This is a genomic window from Undibacterium sp. Ji42W, assembly GCF_049340405.1.
Lineage (GTDB): Bacteria > Pseudomonadota > Gammaproteobacteria > Burkholderiales > Burkholderiaceae_D > Undibacterium.
The window spans coordinates 204,652-219,016 of sequence record NZ_JBMPOV010000011.1 but is presented as its reverse complement, the minus strand read 5'-3'; the positions used below and the strand labels follow the sequence as shown (position 1 = coordinate 219,016).

Here is a 14,365-nt window from a genome sequence, read left to right as displayed (position 1 = left end):
TTTGGAATCAAAGCTGGTGCAACAATCGTTGAGCATACTGATTGCAAGCTCAACGATGAAAGGCACAGAATATGTATTCCAGAATCTTGTTACCCACTGACGGCTCTGAACTGTCGCATGCCTGTGTTGCAGCAGGACTGGAATTTGCCCAACAATTACAGGCAGAAGTGGTTGCTGTTTTTGTTGCGGGTAATTATCAATATCCGCTTTATGTAGATATAGTCCCGCCTAATGGGCCGACTGAAGGAGAATACCAGGCAGCAATGCAGACCATGGCAGAAAATTATTTGCGCCCCATCCGAGAAGCCGCTGCTACCGCTGGACTGGCATATCAGGAGGCCATACAATTCAACGATTCCACCGCCAAGGAAATCGTCCACACTGCGCAAGAATATGCCTGCGACCTCATCTTCATGGGCTCACATGGCCGTAGCGGCCTGGGCCAATTCATACTCGGCAGTGTCACCACCAAAGTCTTGTCATTGTGCCAGATCCCTGTATTGGTACACAGGATCAAGCATCACTAAATCGTCAATAAGCCAGTACCGCAACACATACGGCGTCAGCGTACAGTACAATAGTGGCTATCTTTGCACTGGTACAAGAAAGTGCCGGCTGCACCACCGAACATGTACTGTTGCTATTGTCCCTATGACCCGTATCCTGATTGCTGACGACCACACCATCATGCGTGAAGGACTGAAACGCATACTTGATGGCATAGAAGACATACAGGTAGTTGCCGAGGCAGTAGATGGTTTCGATACCCTGGAAAAAGTACGCACTATCGAATTTGATGTCTTGCTGATGGACTTGTCCATGCCTGGCCGTAGCGGCGTTGATCTGATACGGCAGATCAAGGATGAATTCCCCAAACTACCTATCCTGATACTGACCATGCATGAAGAAGAACAGTATGCCGTGCGCGCCATACGCGCTGGCGCACGCGGCTATCTGACCAAGGAAAGTGCAGGTACACAACTGGTCACTGCCTTGCGCAAAGTTGCTTCTGGCCGCCCGTATATCAGCATAGAAGTGGCAGAGCAACTGGCCATGAGCGCCATGCCTGCGGACGACAGCCAGCCGCACACCAGCCTGTCTGACCGTGAATTTGAAGTGTTCACCCACCTGGTCAAAGGCAAGTCCATCACTGAAATTGGTGAACTCCTGCATCTGAGCGTGAAGACTGTCAGCACGCACAAGACCCGTATCATGCAAAAGATGAATATGAGTAATTTGTCTGACCTGGTGCAGTACGCCGTTGCCCACCATCTCTTGCAGCCACAGGCGTAAGCAGCCCCTTCTACTTCCGCACTCTCCCACAATACATCTGAACTAGCTCTGATACAGCGCAGCTACCCCAAGCGGAATGGCTGCGCTGTATCACGTCATGCAAATTGCTTTCTAGGAATATTCCTACCCCGGCAGCGCCAAATCTGACAGTTCAAATCAGCATCTCCTGATTTAAATCAAAGTCCATGCTCACGATAATAGAGTCTGAGCAAACGCACACAGCAAGCCAAAAACATGAACCTGTACATCCTCGAAGATTCAGTCCTGATCCAGAACCGTTTGATACGGTTCGTGGAAGAAGTGCCCGGCATGCATGTACTCGGCGTAGCAAGCGATATGAGCAGCGCCTATCAGGCCCTGCTGGGCAATGATGCCCACGCCTTGATACTCGATATACAACTCGCTGATGGTAATGGTTTGCAGTTTTTAAAGAACATCAAACAAAGCAAGCCAGGGATCAAAGTGGTAGTACTGACAAATCACGCAACCGAAAACAACCGCCAGCATGCCCTGCAGGCTGGTGCAGATGGTTTCCTCGATAAATCGACTGACTTTGGCCTGCTACAAGATTATCTGCTGCGCTGGCAGCAACCGGATTCAAATCATCAAATCAATTAATCAGTGTCCTTACCTTACAAGGGAAATATCATGACCACAGCAGCCTTCAACACAAGCGCAAACAGCCTGCCTTCCGCTGCCAGCAAAACTGCCTTTCCAGCCATCTCCAACGAGGCTGGCTGGCGCTGTCATGGCAATCTCTGGTCGAATCTGCGCGAAGTCTGTGAACTCTTGCGCATCCCTACCCCAGCCGCGTCAGCAGATGAAGAAGTACTGTTTCAGCACGTACGCTTCAAAGCTGGTCAGAGAATTCATACCATAGGCCAGGATTTTGACACCTTGTACATCGTCAATTCAGGGTTTCTGAAAACCGTACTGCTTGATGAATACGGCAATGAACAAGTCCTGAGCTTCCCCATGAAAGGCGATTTGCTGGGCATAGATGGCATACATAACCAGCATCATGCGTCTGAAGCTGTTGCACTCTCGGATTGCGACATCATCCTGCTGCCTTATAAAACCTTCTCTGCATTGGGTCGCATTTATGCAGAACTCGAGCAAGCCATGTTTAGCGTCATGAGCCGCGAACTGGTACGAGAACAGATCATGATAGGCATGCTCAGCGCCCTGAGTGCAGAAGCCAAGGTTGCCCGCTTCCTGACGACCCTGGGTGAACGTTTCAGCCAGCTTGGTTATTCTGGCAAGACCTTCAATTTGCGCATGACCCGTCATGAAATAGGCAGTTATCTGGGCCTGACACTGGAAACCGTCAGCCGCACCCTGTCGGCCTTCAATGAAATGGGCCTGATCAGCGTCGATCAGCGCCAGATCGCCCTGAATGATGTAACTGCGCTGAAAACTCTGCGCCGCCTGCCACCTGCCAAGGCGCGCATCAAGGTCAGCGAGAAAGTCTCGGCTTTAGTTGGCAAGAATTTATTGCCGCAATGGGGCAAAGAAATTGCCGTTGCCTTAAACTAGTGTAAGCTTTAACAAGTAGCAAGCTCTTTTTGCCATGTTTACCATGGTAAAAAGATGGCTGAACTTGTATTTGTTTTCTTTCCCAGATTTCACATCAAAGGAGTAAAACATGCCATACAAAACCATCTTGGTTCATGTCGATGAATCTGAACGCTCCAACTTCCGTGTCCGTGTTGCAGCAGAAATTGCCAAGGCTGACGAAGCCCATCTGACAGGAACCGCCGTCACCGGCGTCTCCCGCTTTATCTATCAGGATGGCAATATCAGTGCCAACGATCCCAATCTGAGCATACACCTCAGCTATTTGCGCGAACGCGCAGAAAAAGCTGTTGCCAGTTTCAATCAGCAGGCCCAGGCTTTAGGCGTGAATTCGTATGAAAGCGTAATCGCCAATGATGAAGCCGGTGGTGGCGTTGGCCTGCAAGCCAGGTATAGCGACCTGGTGGTCATCGGCCAGACCAACCGTGATGAACCCTCGCCTTCGGTATTGCCCGACTTTCCTGAATACCTGATCATGAATTCAGGCCGCCCTGTCCTGATCGTTCCTTATGTTGGCGACATCACCTCAGTTGCAAGACGCCCTTTGATTGCCTGGGATGCCAGCCGTGAATCCACCCGTGCCATCACCGATGCAATTCCCTTGCTACGCCGTGCAGAGCTTGTGCATGTGGCGATTTTCAATCCCAAAGCCGTACCTGACAGCCATGGTGAACAGCCAGGTGCCGATATCGCCCTGTACCTGGCAAGACATGGCATCAAGGTAGAAGTTGGCGTGCATAAAACTTCGACTGACATAGGCAATGCACTACTGTCGCTGTCACATGATCAGGACAATGATTTGCTGGTCATGGGCGCTTATGGTCATTCACGCTTCCGCGAAATGATCATGGGTGGTGTCACCAGAACCATCTTGCAAAGCATGACGCTGCCAGTATTGATGTCGCATTAGGCTGCACGTCACGATTTCAGGCATGACAAATGGCACTCCTCGCAAAAGGAGTGTCATTTTCATTTTAATCAGCACCTGCTTTAGTTCCATGCAAACTTTTATGAAGACTTTCATGCAGACGTTTACGAATTAGAATACTGGTCTCATTTGAATAAAACAAAACCACATGGCACATGATTATCCCGGTATGGTCAAAGCACGATGGGTAGCAGGCGTGCTCGCCTTGCTATCGACTGTTTTATGGTTGAACCACACATCCTTGTCTGCCATACAGATGCCAGCACCTCTGCCGGTACATACCGTGCTCGAAACCATTACCATCGTGATTTTCACATCGGTATTCATTGTTTGCTGGAATGCCTTTGGCGGCGCGAGGAAAAAAAGCAGCGTCATCCTCGCGGTGGCATTTTTGTGTACTGCCATCCTGGGCCTGATGCATGCCATAAGCTTTCAGGGCATGCCCGGCTTTCCTGATGCTGCAGACATGCATAAATCTCTGTTGTTCTGGCTGCTGTCGCGTTCATTCATTGCCACTACCTTGCTGGGGCTGGCATTGGCACCTGATGATTCAGACATCAGCCCGGCCCAAGCTTATTTCGTCTTGATTGCAGGATTGATCGCCACAGCCGGATGGATGATGACGGTGTTCGCACTTCCGCATCTGCTGCCGCTGACCTATGTCGACGGTGAAGGGCAAACCTCTTTCAAAATAGCGTGTGAAGCAGGTCTGATTGCCACCAATCTCTTCACGGCCTATCAATTGGACAAACGGGGCAAGGCCATTTCTGGGTCTGCGGGGCCTAACAAGCAAGGTGAACGCCTGCAGATAGAACGCGCTCCGCTGTTTCTTGCTGCCACCCTGCTGGCCATCTCGGAAGTGTATTTTGCCATTTATGCCGATGGCAATGATGTCTTCGTCGCCATCGGCCATGTGTTCCAGTTAATGGCAGCCATCGCCATTTACCGCGGCATGGTCGCGGTAAATATCCACACCCCGTACGCCAGCCTGGCAGAAACCAGCCAGAACCTGGCGCACTCTGCAGCCGAGCTCAGCACGGAGCGTGAACGCCTGAGCCGCATGATAGATACTGCCATAGACGGCATCATCACCATCAACGAGTCGCAATCCATCATCCTCGTCAATCCCGCTGCTGCTGCCACTTTCGGTTATGAAGTCGGTGATCTGATGGGGGCTTCACTTGATCTTGTATTACCAGAGCGTCATCGCAAAGTGCACGGCAAACATGTGCAGCAATTCGGCGAAACTGGCGAAACCCGCAGGAAGATGGGTGGTAATTTTGAAGATTTTTATGTCACCGGCGTGAAAGCCAATGGTGATGAGTTTCCGATAGAAGCTTCAATTTCAAGCCAGATAGAAAACGGTAAACGTTTTTATACCGTCATCTTCCGCGACATCACTGAGCGTAAAGTAGCCAAAGAAAAAATGGCGCTTTATCACGATGAATTGACACAATTATCAGCAGCCCTGCAAAGCATACGCGAAGAAGAACGCAAGCACATTGCCCGTGAGCTGCATGATGATCTCGGTCAGTTACTGGCTGCGCTGCGCATGGATTTATCACTCCTGCAAAGAGACAGCGTCTTGACAGGCAAGACCCAGCAAACCATCAATAGCATGGATCAGTTATTACTGACTTCAATTACCACATTAAGACGCATCGCCACCGATCTCAGACCGCGCGCGCTGGATGAAGGTGGGCTTTATTTCGCCCTGCAAACCTTACAAAAAGATTTTTCCCAGCGTCATGGCATAGCTTGTGACTTGCAGGCAAACGAAGAACAACTGGCACTTGATGATGTACGCAGTACAGCGATTTTCCGTATCGTCCAGGAATCATTGACCAATGTAGTCAGGCATGCAGATGCGACAGAAGTGCAAATTACTTTCGGGCGCACCCCTGACAAGCTAAGCTTTAGCATTACCGACAATGGCAAAGGTATAGACGCAGATGAGATGCGCAAATCACGTTCTTTTGGCCTGGTCGGCATGCGTGAGCGTGTCAAGGCCATGCACGGCGAATTCCTGGTCGATAGCCAGCCGGGAGAAGGAACCCAACTGAAGATTAATTTACCACTAAGCTAATACAATAAACTATGCAAATAACCAAGCAAAAAAGTTATGCAAATAAATCAAGCAAACTGAAGAAGCGTGCAGACTTGGTGAATCCGGTATAAGCTTACATAAAATCGTAGCCTAGCAGGAGCACCCATATGTCAGTTTCAGCACTCAATAGCGGCCTTTCAGGACTCCAGGCTTACGCTCGTGCGCTCGACAGCTCCGGGCATAATGTGGCAAATGCCAGTACGGGAGGCTTTATTCCACAGCAGGTCAGTTTTCAAGAACAGCCTGCTGGTGGTGTGATTGCCAATATCAGTAAAGAAGGCAGTAGCCTGGCCTCGCAAGAACAGAGCGGCACTGACTTGAACAGTGAAATTGTGCAATCGATACAATTCAAAGCAGGTTTTGACCTGTCTGCCAAAATTATCAAAACGCAAGATGAGTTACTCGGCACGCTGATCAACATCAAGGCCTGAAGAGCACCTTCCTGCTAAGCCGCTGGCACTAGACACAGGAAGGATGGCATATCCTTCATATCAAAATACCAAAGCCCAAATCCACCTATTCCCAGCATGACTGCCGCCCCCAGATAGCGCAAGCCACGCATGATGATTTTATTTTGCGCCTGTTGCATGACTGCCTGGGTCAGCAATAAATGTGGTAATGCAAACAGCCCAAACACCAGCATCAGCACAGCACCAGACCAGGCATCGCCAGACAATAAGGCGAATGGTGCAACACCGTACAAAAGTCCGCAAGGCAAACAACCCCAGCCCATGCCCAACAAAAATGGATGCCGCGCGATCTGGCGCAACGAAGGCAGTCTGCCAGTCAATCTTGCATGCAACTCCGCCAGCAGGTTTTGCAAAATAGCAAGGCGGGGCAGCAATCCGAGCACACGTAAACCTAACAGTATCAACATCAGATTGCCAATGACAAACATGATTTGCTGCACGGGCAGGTAAGGCTTGAACAACAAACCTGCTGCGCCCAAGCCGCCGAGTACAGTACCGGCAATCATGTAAGTAAAAATGCGCCCGCCCTGCAGCATGATCTGATGCTGCAGGCTGGCAGACAAACCAAATGAAGCCTGCCTGAGCGCTCCCCGCTCTGCCAGGGCAATGGGAATGATTTTGCCCGCAGTTCCGTAAGCCCCCTGCCCGGACCGCGTCAGCAACGCGGAAATACCACCACACATGCCAGCGCAGTGCACCCCGCCTATGGCACCGGCTGTCATTGCGGCAAAGACCAAAGGAAGGGTAAGCATGTCAGATCAGTTTTGAATATCTGGCACCTGATTGCTGCGACAGATAGCGGTCAAAAACCATCGCCAGCGCGCGTACAAACAAACGGCCTTTGGGCGGGATACTGATGCTGCTGTCATCCACCAAAACTATGCCTTCTTTTGCATAGCCTTGCAGCCTCTGTAGCTCATCAGAAAAATAGTCGGGGAAAGAAATTCCATATTGTATTTCAAGGCAGTTGAAAATCAGAGTATTGCTACACATCAGACTCATGATGACCTGGCGACGCAAGATATCATCCACATTCAGATGATAACCTTTTTCTACAGGTAATATGCTCTGGTCCAGGCTGGCATAGTATTCATCCAGGGTGCGCAGATTCTGGCCATAAGATGCTCCCACTTTGCCTATGGCCGACAAACCCAGAGCGATGAGATCGCAGTCTGACCGCGTGGTATATCCCTGGAAATTCCGGTGCAAACTGCCATCCAGCGTTGCCATTGCGAGGCTGTCGTCCGGTTTGGCAAAATGGTCCAGACCTATATACACATAGCCTTCTGCCAGCAAACGTCGTATCGACATCAGGAAAATCTGCAGTCGCTGTTCAGCGGAAGGTAAATCTGCGTCAGCAATTCGGCGCTGAGGTTTGAAACGTGTGGGCAGGTGCGCATAGTTGTAGAGCGCAATGCGAGCGGGAGACAGTGCAATAACCTGATCCAGTGTCTGTGAAAAACTCTCCAGATCCTGTTTCGGCAAGCCATAGATCAAATCAAAATTGATAGACTCGAAACCACAGGCCCGGCTATCGGCCATCGTAGCGGCCACCATTTCATAAGGCTGTACGCGGTGCACTGCTTTTTGCACATCTTCATTGAAATCCTGCACACCGAGACTGGTGCGGTTGAAACCCAGTTCTGCCAGTAATTGCAAGGTTTCGGTAGTGACAGTACGTGGATCTATCTCTATGGAGATTTCGGCATCGTCGGTAAAGTCAAAATGTTCACGCAGCATCTGCATCAGCTGACGCAACTCCGCATGACTAAGAAAGGTCGGCGTACCGCCACCAAGATGCAACTGGCTCAGGGTTTCACGCGCATGCAAATGCGCTGTCACCAGCTTCAATTCCTTGGCCAGGTATTCCAGATACTTGGCTGAACGTCCGCGGTCTTTGGTGATAACTTTATTGCAGGCACAGTAATAACACAGCGATGCACAAAACGGAATGTGTATGTATAGCGATAATGGTGGCTTGTTCAGCAAACGGCTGCGTTCTTCCAGATAGAGTATGTACGACCCCACCGTGAAAGTTTCTGCAAACTTGTCCGCCGTGGGGTATGACGTGTAACGGGGCCCCAGGCTATCGAAACGGCGTATTAGTGCTTCTGGAATTTCTATTGCTGGAAATGCAGCCGCTTCGTTCATTTTCATGATAGGTCTCAATGTGCTTTTTGCACAAGCAAGGCCGTCAGACCACTAGACAGAATCCCGAGCAACCAAAAGGCAAAAAAACCTATGGTATAAACACCTGTTTCATGCATCTGCAGGCGCCTGTCCAGCACAATCAATTCCATGGGATCAACCAGGCTAAAAAACAAACCGGTTGCCGCACAGGCCATCAAAAAAGCTGGCCACAAAACGATCATCAACATAGAACGCAATTGTGGTTTACGTGATGTGATAGTGCTATTTTCCAAATCCTGTCCCCTTCTAGTGATAGTCCAGCCTTAGGTCAGCAAATTTCAGGGAAGTGAATTCATTTTGCCGCATTCAGTTGCACTGGTTTTTGTCCTGGATCAAACCAGTCACCAGTCAGGCGCCAGTCTGTAGTCTCCAGTTTGATATGAAACAGTTTTACTGCTTGTTCTCCGGCATTTGGCATCAGCTTGAGCTCAGCTTCGTATTGTCCGGTTGCCGTACGCTTCATCGGCAAGCGACGAATCACCTCACTGACTGAATTACCACCAACTGCTGCATTTGCCAGGCTCAGTTGTATGGTTTCGGGCAAATTGCCCTTGCCATTGATTTGCAATACGATCTTGCCTTTGGCAAAGTCGGCATTGATATAGGCATTCAGTTGCAATTCCCTGGCCCTGGCATCGCGCTGTATATCCTTGTTGATCATCAAGCCCTGCTTGTAATAGTCTTCGGCCACGACCTTGTCAGCACCGTGCAAGGCGATGTAGCCTGTATATAGACTGGCACAAACCACAAAGGCCGGGCCGCCAGCTACCAGCAATAGCCAGGGTTCTTTGTACCAGATATCGCGTCTGGATTTTGGGGGCATCAGACTGGCTTCCATTTTCTTCTCCTAACGTGGAATAGTAAACACGGCTTTTTCAGTCACCGTTACTTCTGGAGTATCAATATCCTTGACGACAAAACGTATGCGATTAGACCCGCTTGCCAATGCGTCGGCTGGCACCCTGACCCTGACAGGAAAAGCTTTTGTGCTCGCAGAGCCGACTTCCAGATTCGCAGGATTGACAATAACCGCGCCTGCGGCGCCTTCTACTGCCACACTGTAACGCCGCGCCGACTCCTGGGTGTTCATGACTTGCAGACGATAGACATTTTCTATTGCACCTGCCTCAGTCACTTTGGGCATGCTGCGGTCTTTGATGACATCAACCTTTAACGGCGTATGCAATGCCAGAGAAACGGCAGCCACTAAAATGATACAGCCCAGCAGGCCACCATAAATCAGCGTACGTATGCGGAATACACGCTTCCACATGGCTTTGTCATCCAGCTTTCTGGTCAGCGCATGCTCAGTGGTATAGCGTATCAAGCCCCGCTCATAGCCCATCTTGTCCATCACCTGATCACAACCATCAATACAGGCACCGCAGGCAATGCACTCATATTGCAGGCCTTGGCGGATATCAATGCCGGTTGGGCAAACCTGTACGCAGATACCACAATCAACGCAATCGCCCAAACCCTGTGATTTATAATCGACCTTCTTGTTTCTTGAACCACGCGGGTCACCACGCGCTGCATCATAAGTAACGATCAGCGTGTCCTTATCAAACATGGCACTCTGGAAGCGAGCATAAGGACACATGTATTTACAGACTTGCTCACGCATCCAGCCTGCATTGCCATAAGTGGCAAAACCGTAGAACAGAAACCAGAAAGTCTCCCAAGGACCCAGCGTAAAGCTACCCACGCCTATCGCCAGCTCATGTATAGGCGTGAAATAACCGACAAAGGTAAAACCGGTCCACAATGCCAACGCTATCCAGATAAAATGCTTGATGCATTTGAGCAAGAATTTGCGCGCCGACATAGATGAAGCGTCGAGCTTCATTCTTGCATTCCGCTCGCCTTCTATCTTGTGTTCTATCCATAGGAAAATTTCGGTATACACGGTTTGCGGGCAGGCATAACCGCAAAACACCCTGCCAGCAATGGCAGTAAACAAGAACAGGCTCAAGGCTGAAATGACCAGCAAGACTGCCAGGTAAATAAAATCCTGGGGCCATAAAACCAAGCCAAAAATATAAAATTTACGGGCAACCAGATCAAATAAAACTGCTTGCCTGTCATTCCAGTTCAGCCAGGCTGTACCATAAAACAAAGCCTGGGTAAAAAACACCAGCACCCAGCGCCATGAAGAGAACCAGCCAGTTTGTGAACGCGGATAAATTTTCCTGCGTTCTTCAAAAAGCGCCAACTCAGCTTCTACTATAGGCACTGGGATTATGGGTATGTGCTTCATCTTGATTCTGTTTTTCTTAGTAAGACAAAATGACAGTGCCAACCCGTACAGGCGGAGCGTGTTGCGTGATCATTTCTCCTCCCTGTCTGTGATTGGCGCATGCATGGTTTTCAAAGGTTAATAAGTTGACTTATGTGTTGCTTATTTATCTGATGCTGCTTCGCTCGTACGACCAACAATCTGCCCAACCGCTTTGACATCCGTATCACTGATCTGGGCAGCAGCAGGATTATTGGACAAGCTCCAGACGTAGGCTGCCAGCAAATGTATCTTGCCCTCAGTCAAAATAGCCTTGTGGGCTGGCATCTGGTTATTGCGCCCCTTGTTGATGGTTTCCATAACGTTCTCAATACCGCCACCATACAGCCAGACCTTGTCTGTCAGATTTGGTGCACCTAGTGCCTGATTGCCCTTGCCGTCACCACCATGACAGGCAGCGCATGCAGCAAATTTAGGTTTACCCAATGCGGCCTTGATAGGATCGTGCGCTGAATTCGACAGGCTCAACACATAGTTGGCCACATTCCTGACATCGTCATCGGTGCCAAGTGCCGCGCCCATTGGAGGCATCTGACCATGACGGCCTTCGCGTATGGTGGTGAGGATGGTTTGTGGATCACCACCATACAGCCAGTCAGTATCAGTCAGGTTGGGATAGCCCTTGCCACCCTGCGCGTCCGAACCATGGCATTGCGCGCAAGTGTTGAGGAACAGGCGCTGACCAATTTCATGTGCCTGCGCATCTTTGGCAACCGCCTTGATGTCCATGGCCAGGTACCTATTGAAGATGGGGCCATACTGCGCTTCACCATCTCTCATTTCTTTTTCATACGCACCCTTTTGACTCCAGCCAAATGTACCTTGCCATTTACCAAAGCCAGGGTATACCACCAGATAACCGGCGCTATATATCACTGTCAAGTAAAACAGCCAAATCCACCATTTTGGCAACGGATTGTTTTGCTCCATCAAATCGCCATCCCAGACATGGCCGGTGGTTTCTGCGGGCAAAGGCTTACCGTCACCCCCGACTTTGACCTTGACCTTGGATTGGGACCACAACAGTAAAACGCAAGCCAGCATGGACAAGGCCGTGGCGATGGCGATGCCGATACTCCACCATTCATTAAAAAAATCTGCCATGGTTATTTTCCATTCTCATTATCAATTGGCAGGCGCGCCATTTTTTCGAACTTCTCTTTATTACCGGCACTGAATGCCCAGTAAATAATGCCAAGAAATACGATGAGGCTGATGACAGTCACTACGCTGCTGATTATTGTGAAATTCATTTTTTTCTCCCCGAAAGACTTGGTCATGCAAGACCCGGCTTTTCCTCTATTAATTCTTGTTCTTGATCGCAGTACCCAAGACTTGCAAGTAGGCGATTACCGCATCGAGTTCAGTCTTATTAGCCAACTCAGCAGGACCTGTCTTGATTTGCTCATCGCTATAAGGCACACCCAGGGTTTTCATGGCCTTGAGTTTGGGCGTGATTTCATCGGGAACGAGCTGGGTCTTGGCCAGCCATGGATAGGCAGGCATATTCGATTCGACAACAACCGAACGTGGATCATTCAAGTGGTCTTTATGCCAGCTATCGCTGTAACGTCCACCTACACGCGCCAGATCAGGCCCGGTACGTTTGCTACCCCATTGGAAGGGGTGGTCATACACAGACTCACCCGCAACAGAATAATGGCCATAACGTTCAGTCTCGGCTCGGAAGGGGCGTATCATTTGCGAGTGGCAGCCGTAGCACCCCTCTCTCAGATAAATATCACGGCCAGCCAGTTGCAGCGCCGAATACGGCAGCATGCCTTGCACTGGTTGCGTGGTCGATTTTTGAAAGAACAGAGGAACAATCTCAACCAAACCACCGACGCTAATGGTCAGGATCACTAGCACTAGCAACAGGCCGACATTGCGTTCAATCAGATCATGAGTAAAATTACGCATCAAATTTCTCCTATGATTCAAGCATGTGCTGCAGCAGCAGGCAAAGCCGGGATTGTGTTATTCACGGGTTTGGCAGCCATGATGGTTTTTGTGACGTTGTAGGCCATAACCAGCATGCCACTGAGATACAGAAGGCCACCCACCATGCGTATCACGTAGTAGGGATAGGTCGCCTTGACGCTCTCGACAAATGAGTAAGTCAGCGTGCCATCCTCATTCACTGCACGCCACATCAGACCTTGCATGACACCGGCTACCCACATCGAAGCGATGTACAACACGACGCCAATTGTCGCTACCCAGAAATGCACTTCGATGAGGCTCTTGCTATGCATTTGTGTCTGGCCAAACAGGCGCGGGATCAGGTAATACAAACTGCCGATAGTGATGAACCCAACCCATCCAAGGGCACCGGAGTGAACATGACCGACAGTCCAGTCTGTGTAGTGCGACAAGGCATTCACGGTCTTGATCGCCATCATCGGACCTTCAAAGGTCGACATGCCATAGAAAGAGAGCGAGACAATGAGGAAACGCAGGATAGGATCAGAACGCAGCTTGCTCCATGCACCGGACAAGGTCATGATGCCGTTGACCATACCACCCCAGGAAGGAGCCAGCAAAATCAGCGAGAACACCATGCCTATGGATTGTGCCCAGTCAGGCAAGGCGGTGTAATGCAAATGATGCGGACCTGCCCACATGTAGGTGAAGATCAATGCCCAGAAGTGGACGATGGACAGACGATAAGAATAAACTGGGCGCTCGATTTGTTTTGGAATGAAGTAATACATCATGCCCAGGAAGCCCGCCGTCAAAAAGAAGCCTACGGCATTATGCCCATACCACCATTGCACCATCGCATCCTGCACACCAGCATACGCAGAATAAGACTTCGTGAAAGACACGGGAATAGCCGCACTATTCACGATATGCAAAACTGCTACTGCGATGATGAAGGCACCATAAAACCAGTTGGCAACATAAATGTGCTCCACCTTGCGCTTCATCAGCGTACCAAAAAACACGATGGCATAGGATACCCAAACCACTGCGATCAACAGGTCGATAGGCCATTCTAGTTCTGCATATTCCTTGCCTTGTGTATAACCCAAAGGCAGGCTGATCGCTGCAGCTACGATGACCAGTTGCCAGCCCCAGAAAGTAAATTCAGCAAGACCTTCAGCAAATAGTCTCACATTCGATGTGCGCTGGACGACATAGTAGGAAGTCGCAAACAAGGCGCAACCACCAAAGGCAAAGATCACGGCATTGGTATGCAAGGGGCGCAAGCGGCCATAGCTCAGCCACGGTATCCCCCCGAGAAATTCTGGCCAGGCAAGCTGAGATGCAATCACCACGCCCACGAGCATGCCGACGATACCCCACACCACTGCCATGACAGAAAATTGCCGTACAACCCGGTAGTTGTATGTGTTTTCTTTAGTTATTGTCATGATCTCACTCTGTTATAAAAATACACCGCCAGAATAACAATCAGCTTGCCCAGCTACATTGATGCACATCAAATGCAGCCAGTTTCAAATTCAATTGCCGGAGAAAGAAAACATAGCCAGGAATCA

16 protein-coding genes are annotated in these 14,365 nt (G+C 49.9%); 7 read left to right on the top strand and 9 right to left on the bottom strand.

Features of this window, described 5'->3' with window-relative positions; translation table 11 throughout:
• Window positions 1-71 precede the first annotated feature (71 nt).
• The 7 genes from ACO0LG_RS23270 to ACO0LG_RS23240 all read left to right on the top strand — a co-directional run bounded on the left by ACO0LG_RS23270 (window position 72) and on the right by ACO0LG_RS23240 (window position 6,334).
• Window positions 72-527, top strand: a complete 456-nt coding sequence (locus tag ACO0LG_RS23270) for a universal stress protein (RefSeq protein WP_423029923.1) — start codon at window positions 72-74, stop codon at window positions 525-527.
• 124 nt (window positions 528-651) lie between these two features.
• Window positions 652-1,293 (top strand): response regulator, encoded by a 642-nt coding sequence (locus ACO0LG_RS23265; protein ID WP_423029922.1) that lies wholly within the window; start codon window positions 652-654, stop codon window positions 1,291-1,293.
• 234 nt (window positions 1,294-1,527) lie between these two features.
• On the top strand, window positions 1,528-1,911 hold the full coding sequence (locus ACO0LG_RS23260; protein WP_423029921.1) for a response regulator: 384 nt from the start codon (window positions 1,528-1,530) through the stop codon (window positions 1,909-1,911).
• A gap of 30 nt (window positions 1,912-1,941) precedes the next feature.
• A complete protein-coding gene (locus tag ACO0LG_RS23255) occupies window positions 1,942-2,829 on the top strand; it encodes a helix-turn-helix domain-containing protein (RefSeq protein WP_423029920.1) in 888 nt (295 codons plus the stop codon).
• Window positions 2,830-2,938: 109 nt separating this feature from the next.
• A complete protein-coding gene (locus ACO0LG_RS23250) occupies window positions 2,939-3,778 on the top strand; it encodes a universal stress protein (RefSeq protein WP_423029919.1) in 840 nt (279 codons plus the stop codon).
• 166 nt (window positions 3,779-3,944) lie between these two features.
• On the top strand, window positions 3,945-5,882 hold the full coding sequence (locus ACO0LG_RS23245) for an MASE3 domain-containing protein (RefSeq protein ID WP_423029918.1): 1,938 nt from the start codon (window positions 3,945-3,947) through the stop codon (window positions 5,880-5,882).
• A 128-nt stretch (window positions 5,883-6,010) separates the two neighbouring features.
• On the top strand, window positions 6,011-6,334 hold the full coding sequence (locus ACO0LG_RS23240) for a flagellar basal body rod C-terminal domain-containing protein (RefSeq protein ID WP_423029917.1): 324 nt from the start codon (window positions 6,011-6,013) through the stop codon (window positions 6,332-6,334).
• A gap of 14 nt (window positions 6,335-6,348) precedes the next feature.
• On the opposite strand, the gene ACO0LG_RS23235 is transcribed toward ACO0LG_RS23240, so the two are convergent.
• The 9 genes from ACO0LG_RS23235 to ccoN all read right to left on the bottom strand — a co-directional run bounded on the left by ACO0LG_RS23235 (window position 6,349) and on the right by ccoN (window position 14,239).
• The gene (locus ACO0LG_RS23235) at window positions 6,349-7,125 is read right to left on the bottom strand and encodes a sulfite exporter TauE/SafE family protein (protein ID WP_423029916.1); all 777 of its coding nucleotides are present in this window, start codon (window positions 7,123-7,125) and stop codon (window positions 6,349-6,351) included.
• A gap of 1 nt (window position 7,126) precedes the next feature.
• On the bottom strand, window positions 7,127-8,530 hold the full coding sequence (gene hemN / locus ACO0LG_RS23230; protein WP_423029915.1) for an oxygen-independent coproporphyrinogen III oxidase: 1,404 nt from the start codon (window positions 8,528-8,530) through the stop codon (window positions 7,127-7,129).
• Between the two features lie 8 nt (window positions 8,531-8,538).
• Complete coding sequence (locus ACO0LG_RS23225; protein ID WP_422953096.1) at window positions 8,539-8,796, bottom strand: hypothetical protein; 258 nt, start codon at window positions 8,794-8,796, stop codon at window positions 8,539-8,541.
• Window positions 8,797-8,855: 59 nt separating this feature from the next.
• A complete protein-coding gene (locus ACO0LG_RS23220) occupies window positions 8,856-9,401 on the bottom strand; it encodes a FixH family protein (protein ID WP_423029914.1) in 546 nt (181 codons plus the stop codon).
• A 9-nt stretch (window positions 9,402-9,410) separates the two neighbouring features.
• Window positions 9,411-10,823, bottom strand: coding sequence for a cytochrome c oxidase accessory protein CcoG (ccoG, locus tag ACO0LG_RS23215; RefSeq protein ID WP_423029913.1), 1,413 nt, complete (start codon window positions 10,821-10,823; stop codon window positions 9,411-9,413).
• Between the two features lie 141 nt (window positions 10,824-10,964).
• A complete protein-coding gene (gene ccoP / locus ACO0LG_RS23210; RefSeq protein ID WP_423029912.1) occupies window positions 10,965-11,966 on the bottom strand; it encodes a cytochrome-c oxidase, cbb3-type subunit III in 1,002 nt (333 codons plus the stop codon).
• Between the two features lie 2 nt (window positions 11,967-11,968).
• Window positions 11,969-12,115 (bottom strand): cbb3-type cytochrome oxidase subunit 3, encoded by a 147-nt coding sequence (locus tag ACO0LG_RS23205; protein WP_423029911.1) that lies wholly within the window; start codon window positions 12,113-12,115, stop codon window positions 11,969-11,971.
• A 49-nt stretch (window positions 12,116-12,164) separates the two neighbouring features.
• The gene (ccoO, locus tag ACO0LG_RS23200) at window positions 12,165-12,782 is read right to left on the bottom strand and encodes a cytochrome-c oxidase, cbb3-type subunit II (protein WP_423029910.1); all 618 of its coding nucleotides are present in this window, start codon (window positions 12,780-12,782) and stop codon (window positions 12,165-12,167) included.
• A gap of 17 nt (window positions 12,783-12,799) precedes the next feature.
• The gene (gene ccoN, locus ACO0LG_RS23195) at window positions 12,800-14,239 is read right to left on the bottom strand and encodes a cytochrome-c oxidase, cbb3-type subunit I (protein WP_423029909.1); all 1,440 of its coding nucleotides are present in this window, start codon (window positions 14,237-14,239) and stop codon (window positions 12,800-12,802) included.
• Window positions 14,240-14,365: the final 126 nt, after the last annotated feature.

What these genes read in the sequence shown, in the direction of transcription:
- ACO0LG_RS23270 (WP_423029923.1), top strand. Translation starts at nt 72, where the DNA reads ATGTATTCCAGAATCTTGTTACCCACTGACGGCTCTGAACTGTCGCAT.
- ACO0LG_RS23265 (WP_423029922.1), top strand. Translation starts at nt 652, where the DNA reads ATGACCCGTATCCTGATTGCTGACGACCACACCATCATGCGTGAAGGA.
- ACO0LG_RS23260 (WP_423029921.1), top strand. Translation starts at nt 1,528, where the DNA reads ATGAACCTGTACATCCTCGAAGATTCAGTCCTGATCCAGAACCGTTTG.
- ACO0LG_RS23255 (WP_423029920.1), top strand. Translation starts at nt 1,942, where the DNA reads ATGACCACAGCAGCCTTCAACACAAGCGCAAACAGCCTGCCTTCCGCT.
- ACO0LG_RS23250 (WP_423029919.1), top strand. Translation starts at nt 2,939, where the DNA reads ATGCCATACAAAACCATCTTGGTTCATGTCGATGAATCTGAACGCTCC.
- ACO0LG_RS23245 (WP_423029918.1), top strand. Translation starts at nt 3,945, where the DNA reads ATGGCACATGATTATCCCGGTATGGTCAAAGCACGATGGGTAGCAGGC.
- ACO0LG_RS23240 (WP_423029917.1), top strand. Translation starts at nt 6,011, where the DNA reads ATGTCAGTTTCAGCACTCAATAGCGGCCTTTCAGGACTCCAGGCTTAC.
- ACO0LG_RS23235 (WP_423029916.1), bottom strand. Translation starts at nt 7,125, where the DNA reads ATGCTTACCCTTCCTTTGGTCTTTGCCGCAATGACAGCCGGTGCCATA.
- hemN (WP_423029915.1), bottom strand. Translation starts at nt 8,530, where the DNA reads ATGAAAATGAACGAAGCGGCTGCATTTCCAGCAATAGAAATTCCAGAA.
- ACO0LG_RS23220 (WP_423029914.1), bottom strand. Translation starts at nt 9,401, where the DNA reads ATGGAAGCCAGTCTGATGCCCCCAAAATCCAGACGCGATATCTGGTAC.
- ccoG (WP_423029913.1), bottom strand. Translation starts at nt 10,823, where the DNA reads ATGAAGCACATACCCATAATCCCAGTGCCTATAGTAGAAGCTGAGTTG.
- ccoP (WP_423029912.1), bottom strand. Translation starts at nt 11,966, where the DNA reads ATGGCAGATTTTTTTAATGAATGGTGGAGTATCGGCATCGCCATCGCC.
- ACO0LG_RS23205 (WP_423029911.1), bottom strand. Translation starts at nt 12,115, where the DNA reads ATGAATTTCACAATAATCAGCAGCGTAGTGACTGTCATCAGCCTCATC.
- ccoO (WP_423029910.1), bottom strand. Translation starts at nt 12,782, where the DNA reads ATGCGTAATTTTACTCATGATCTGATTGAACGCAATGTCGGCCTGTTG.
- ccoN (WP_423029909.1), bottom strand. Translation starts at nt 14,239, where the DNA reads ATGACAATAACTAAAGAAAACACATACAACTACCGGGTTGTACGGCAA.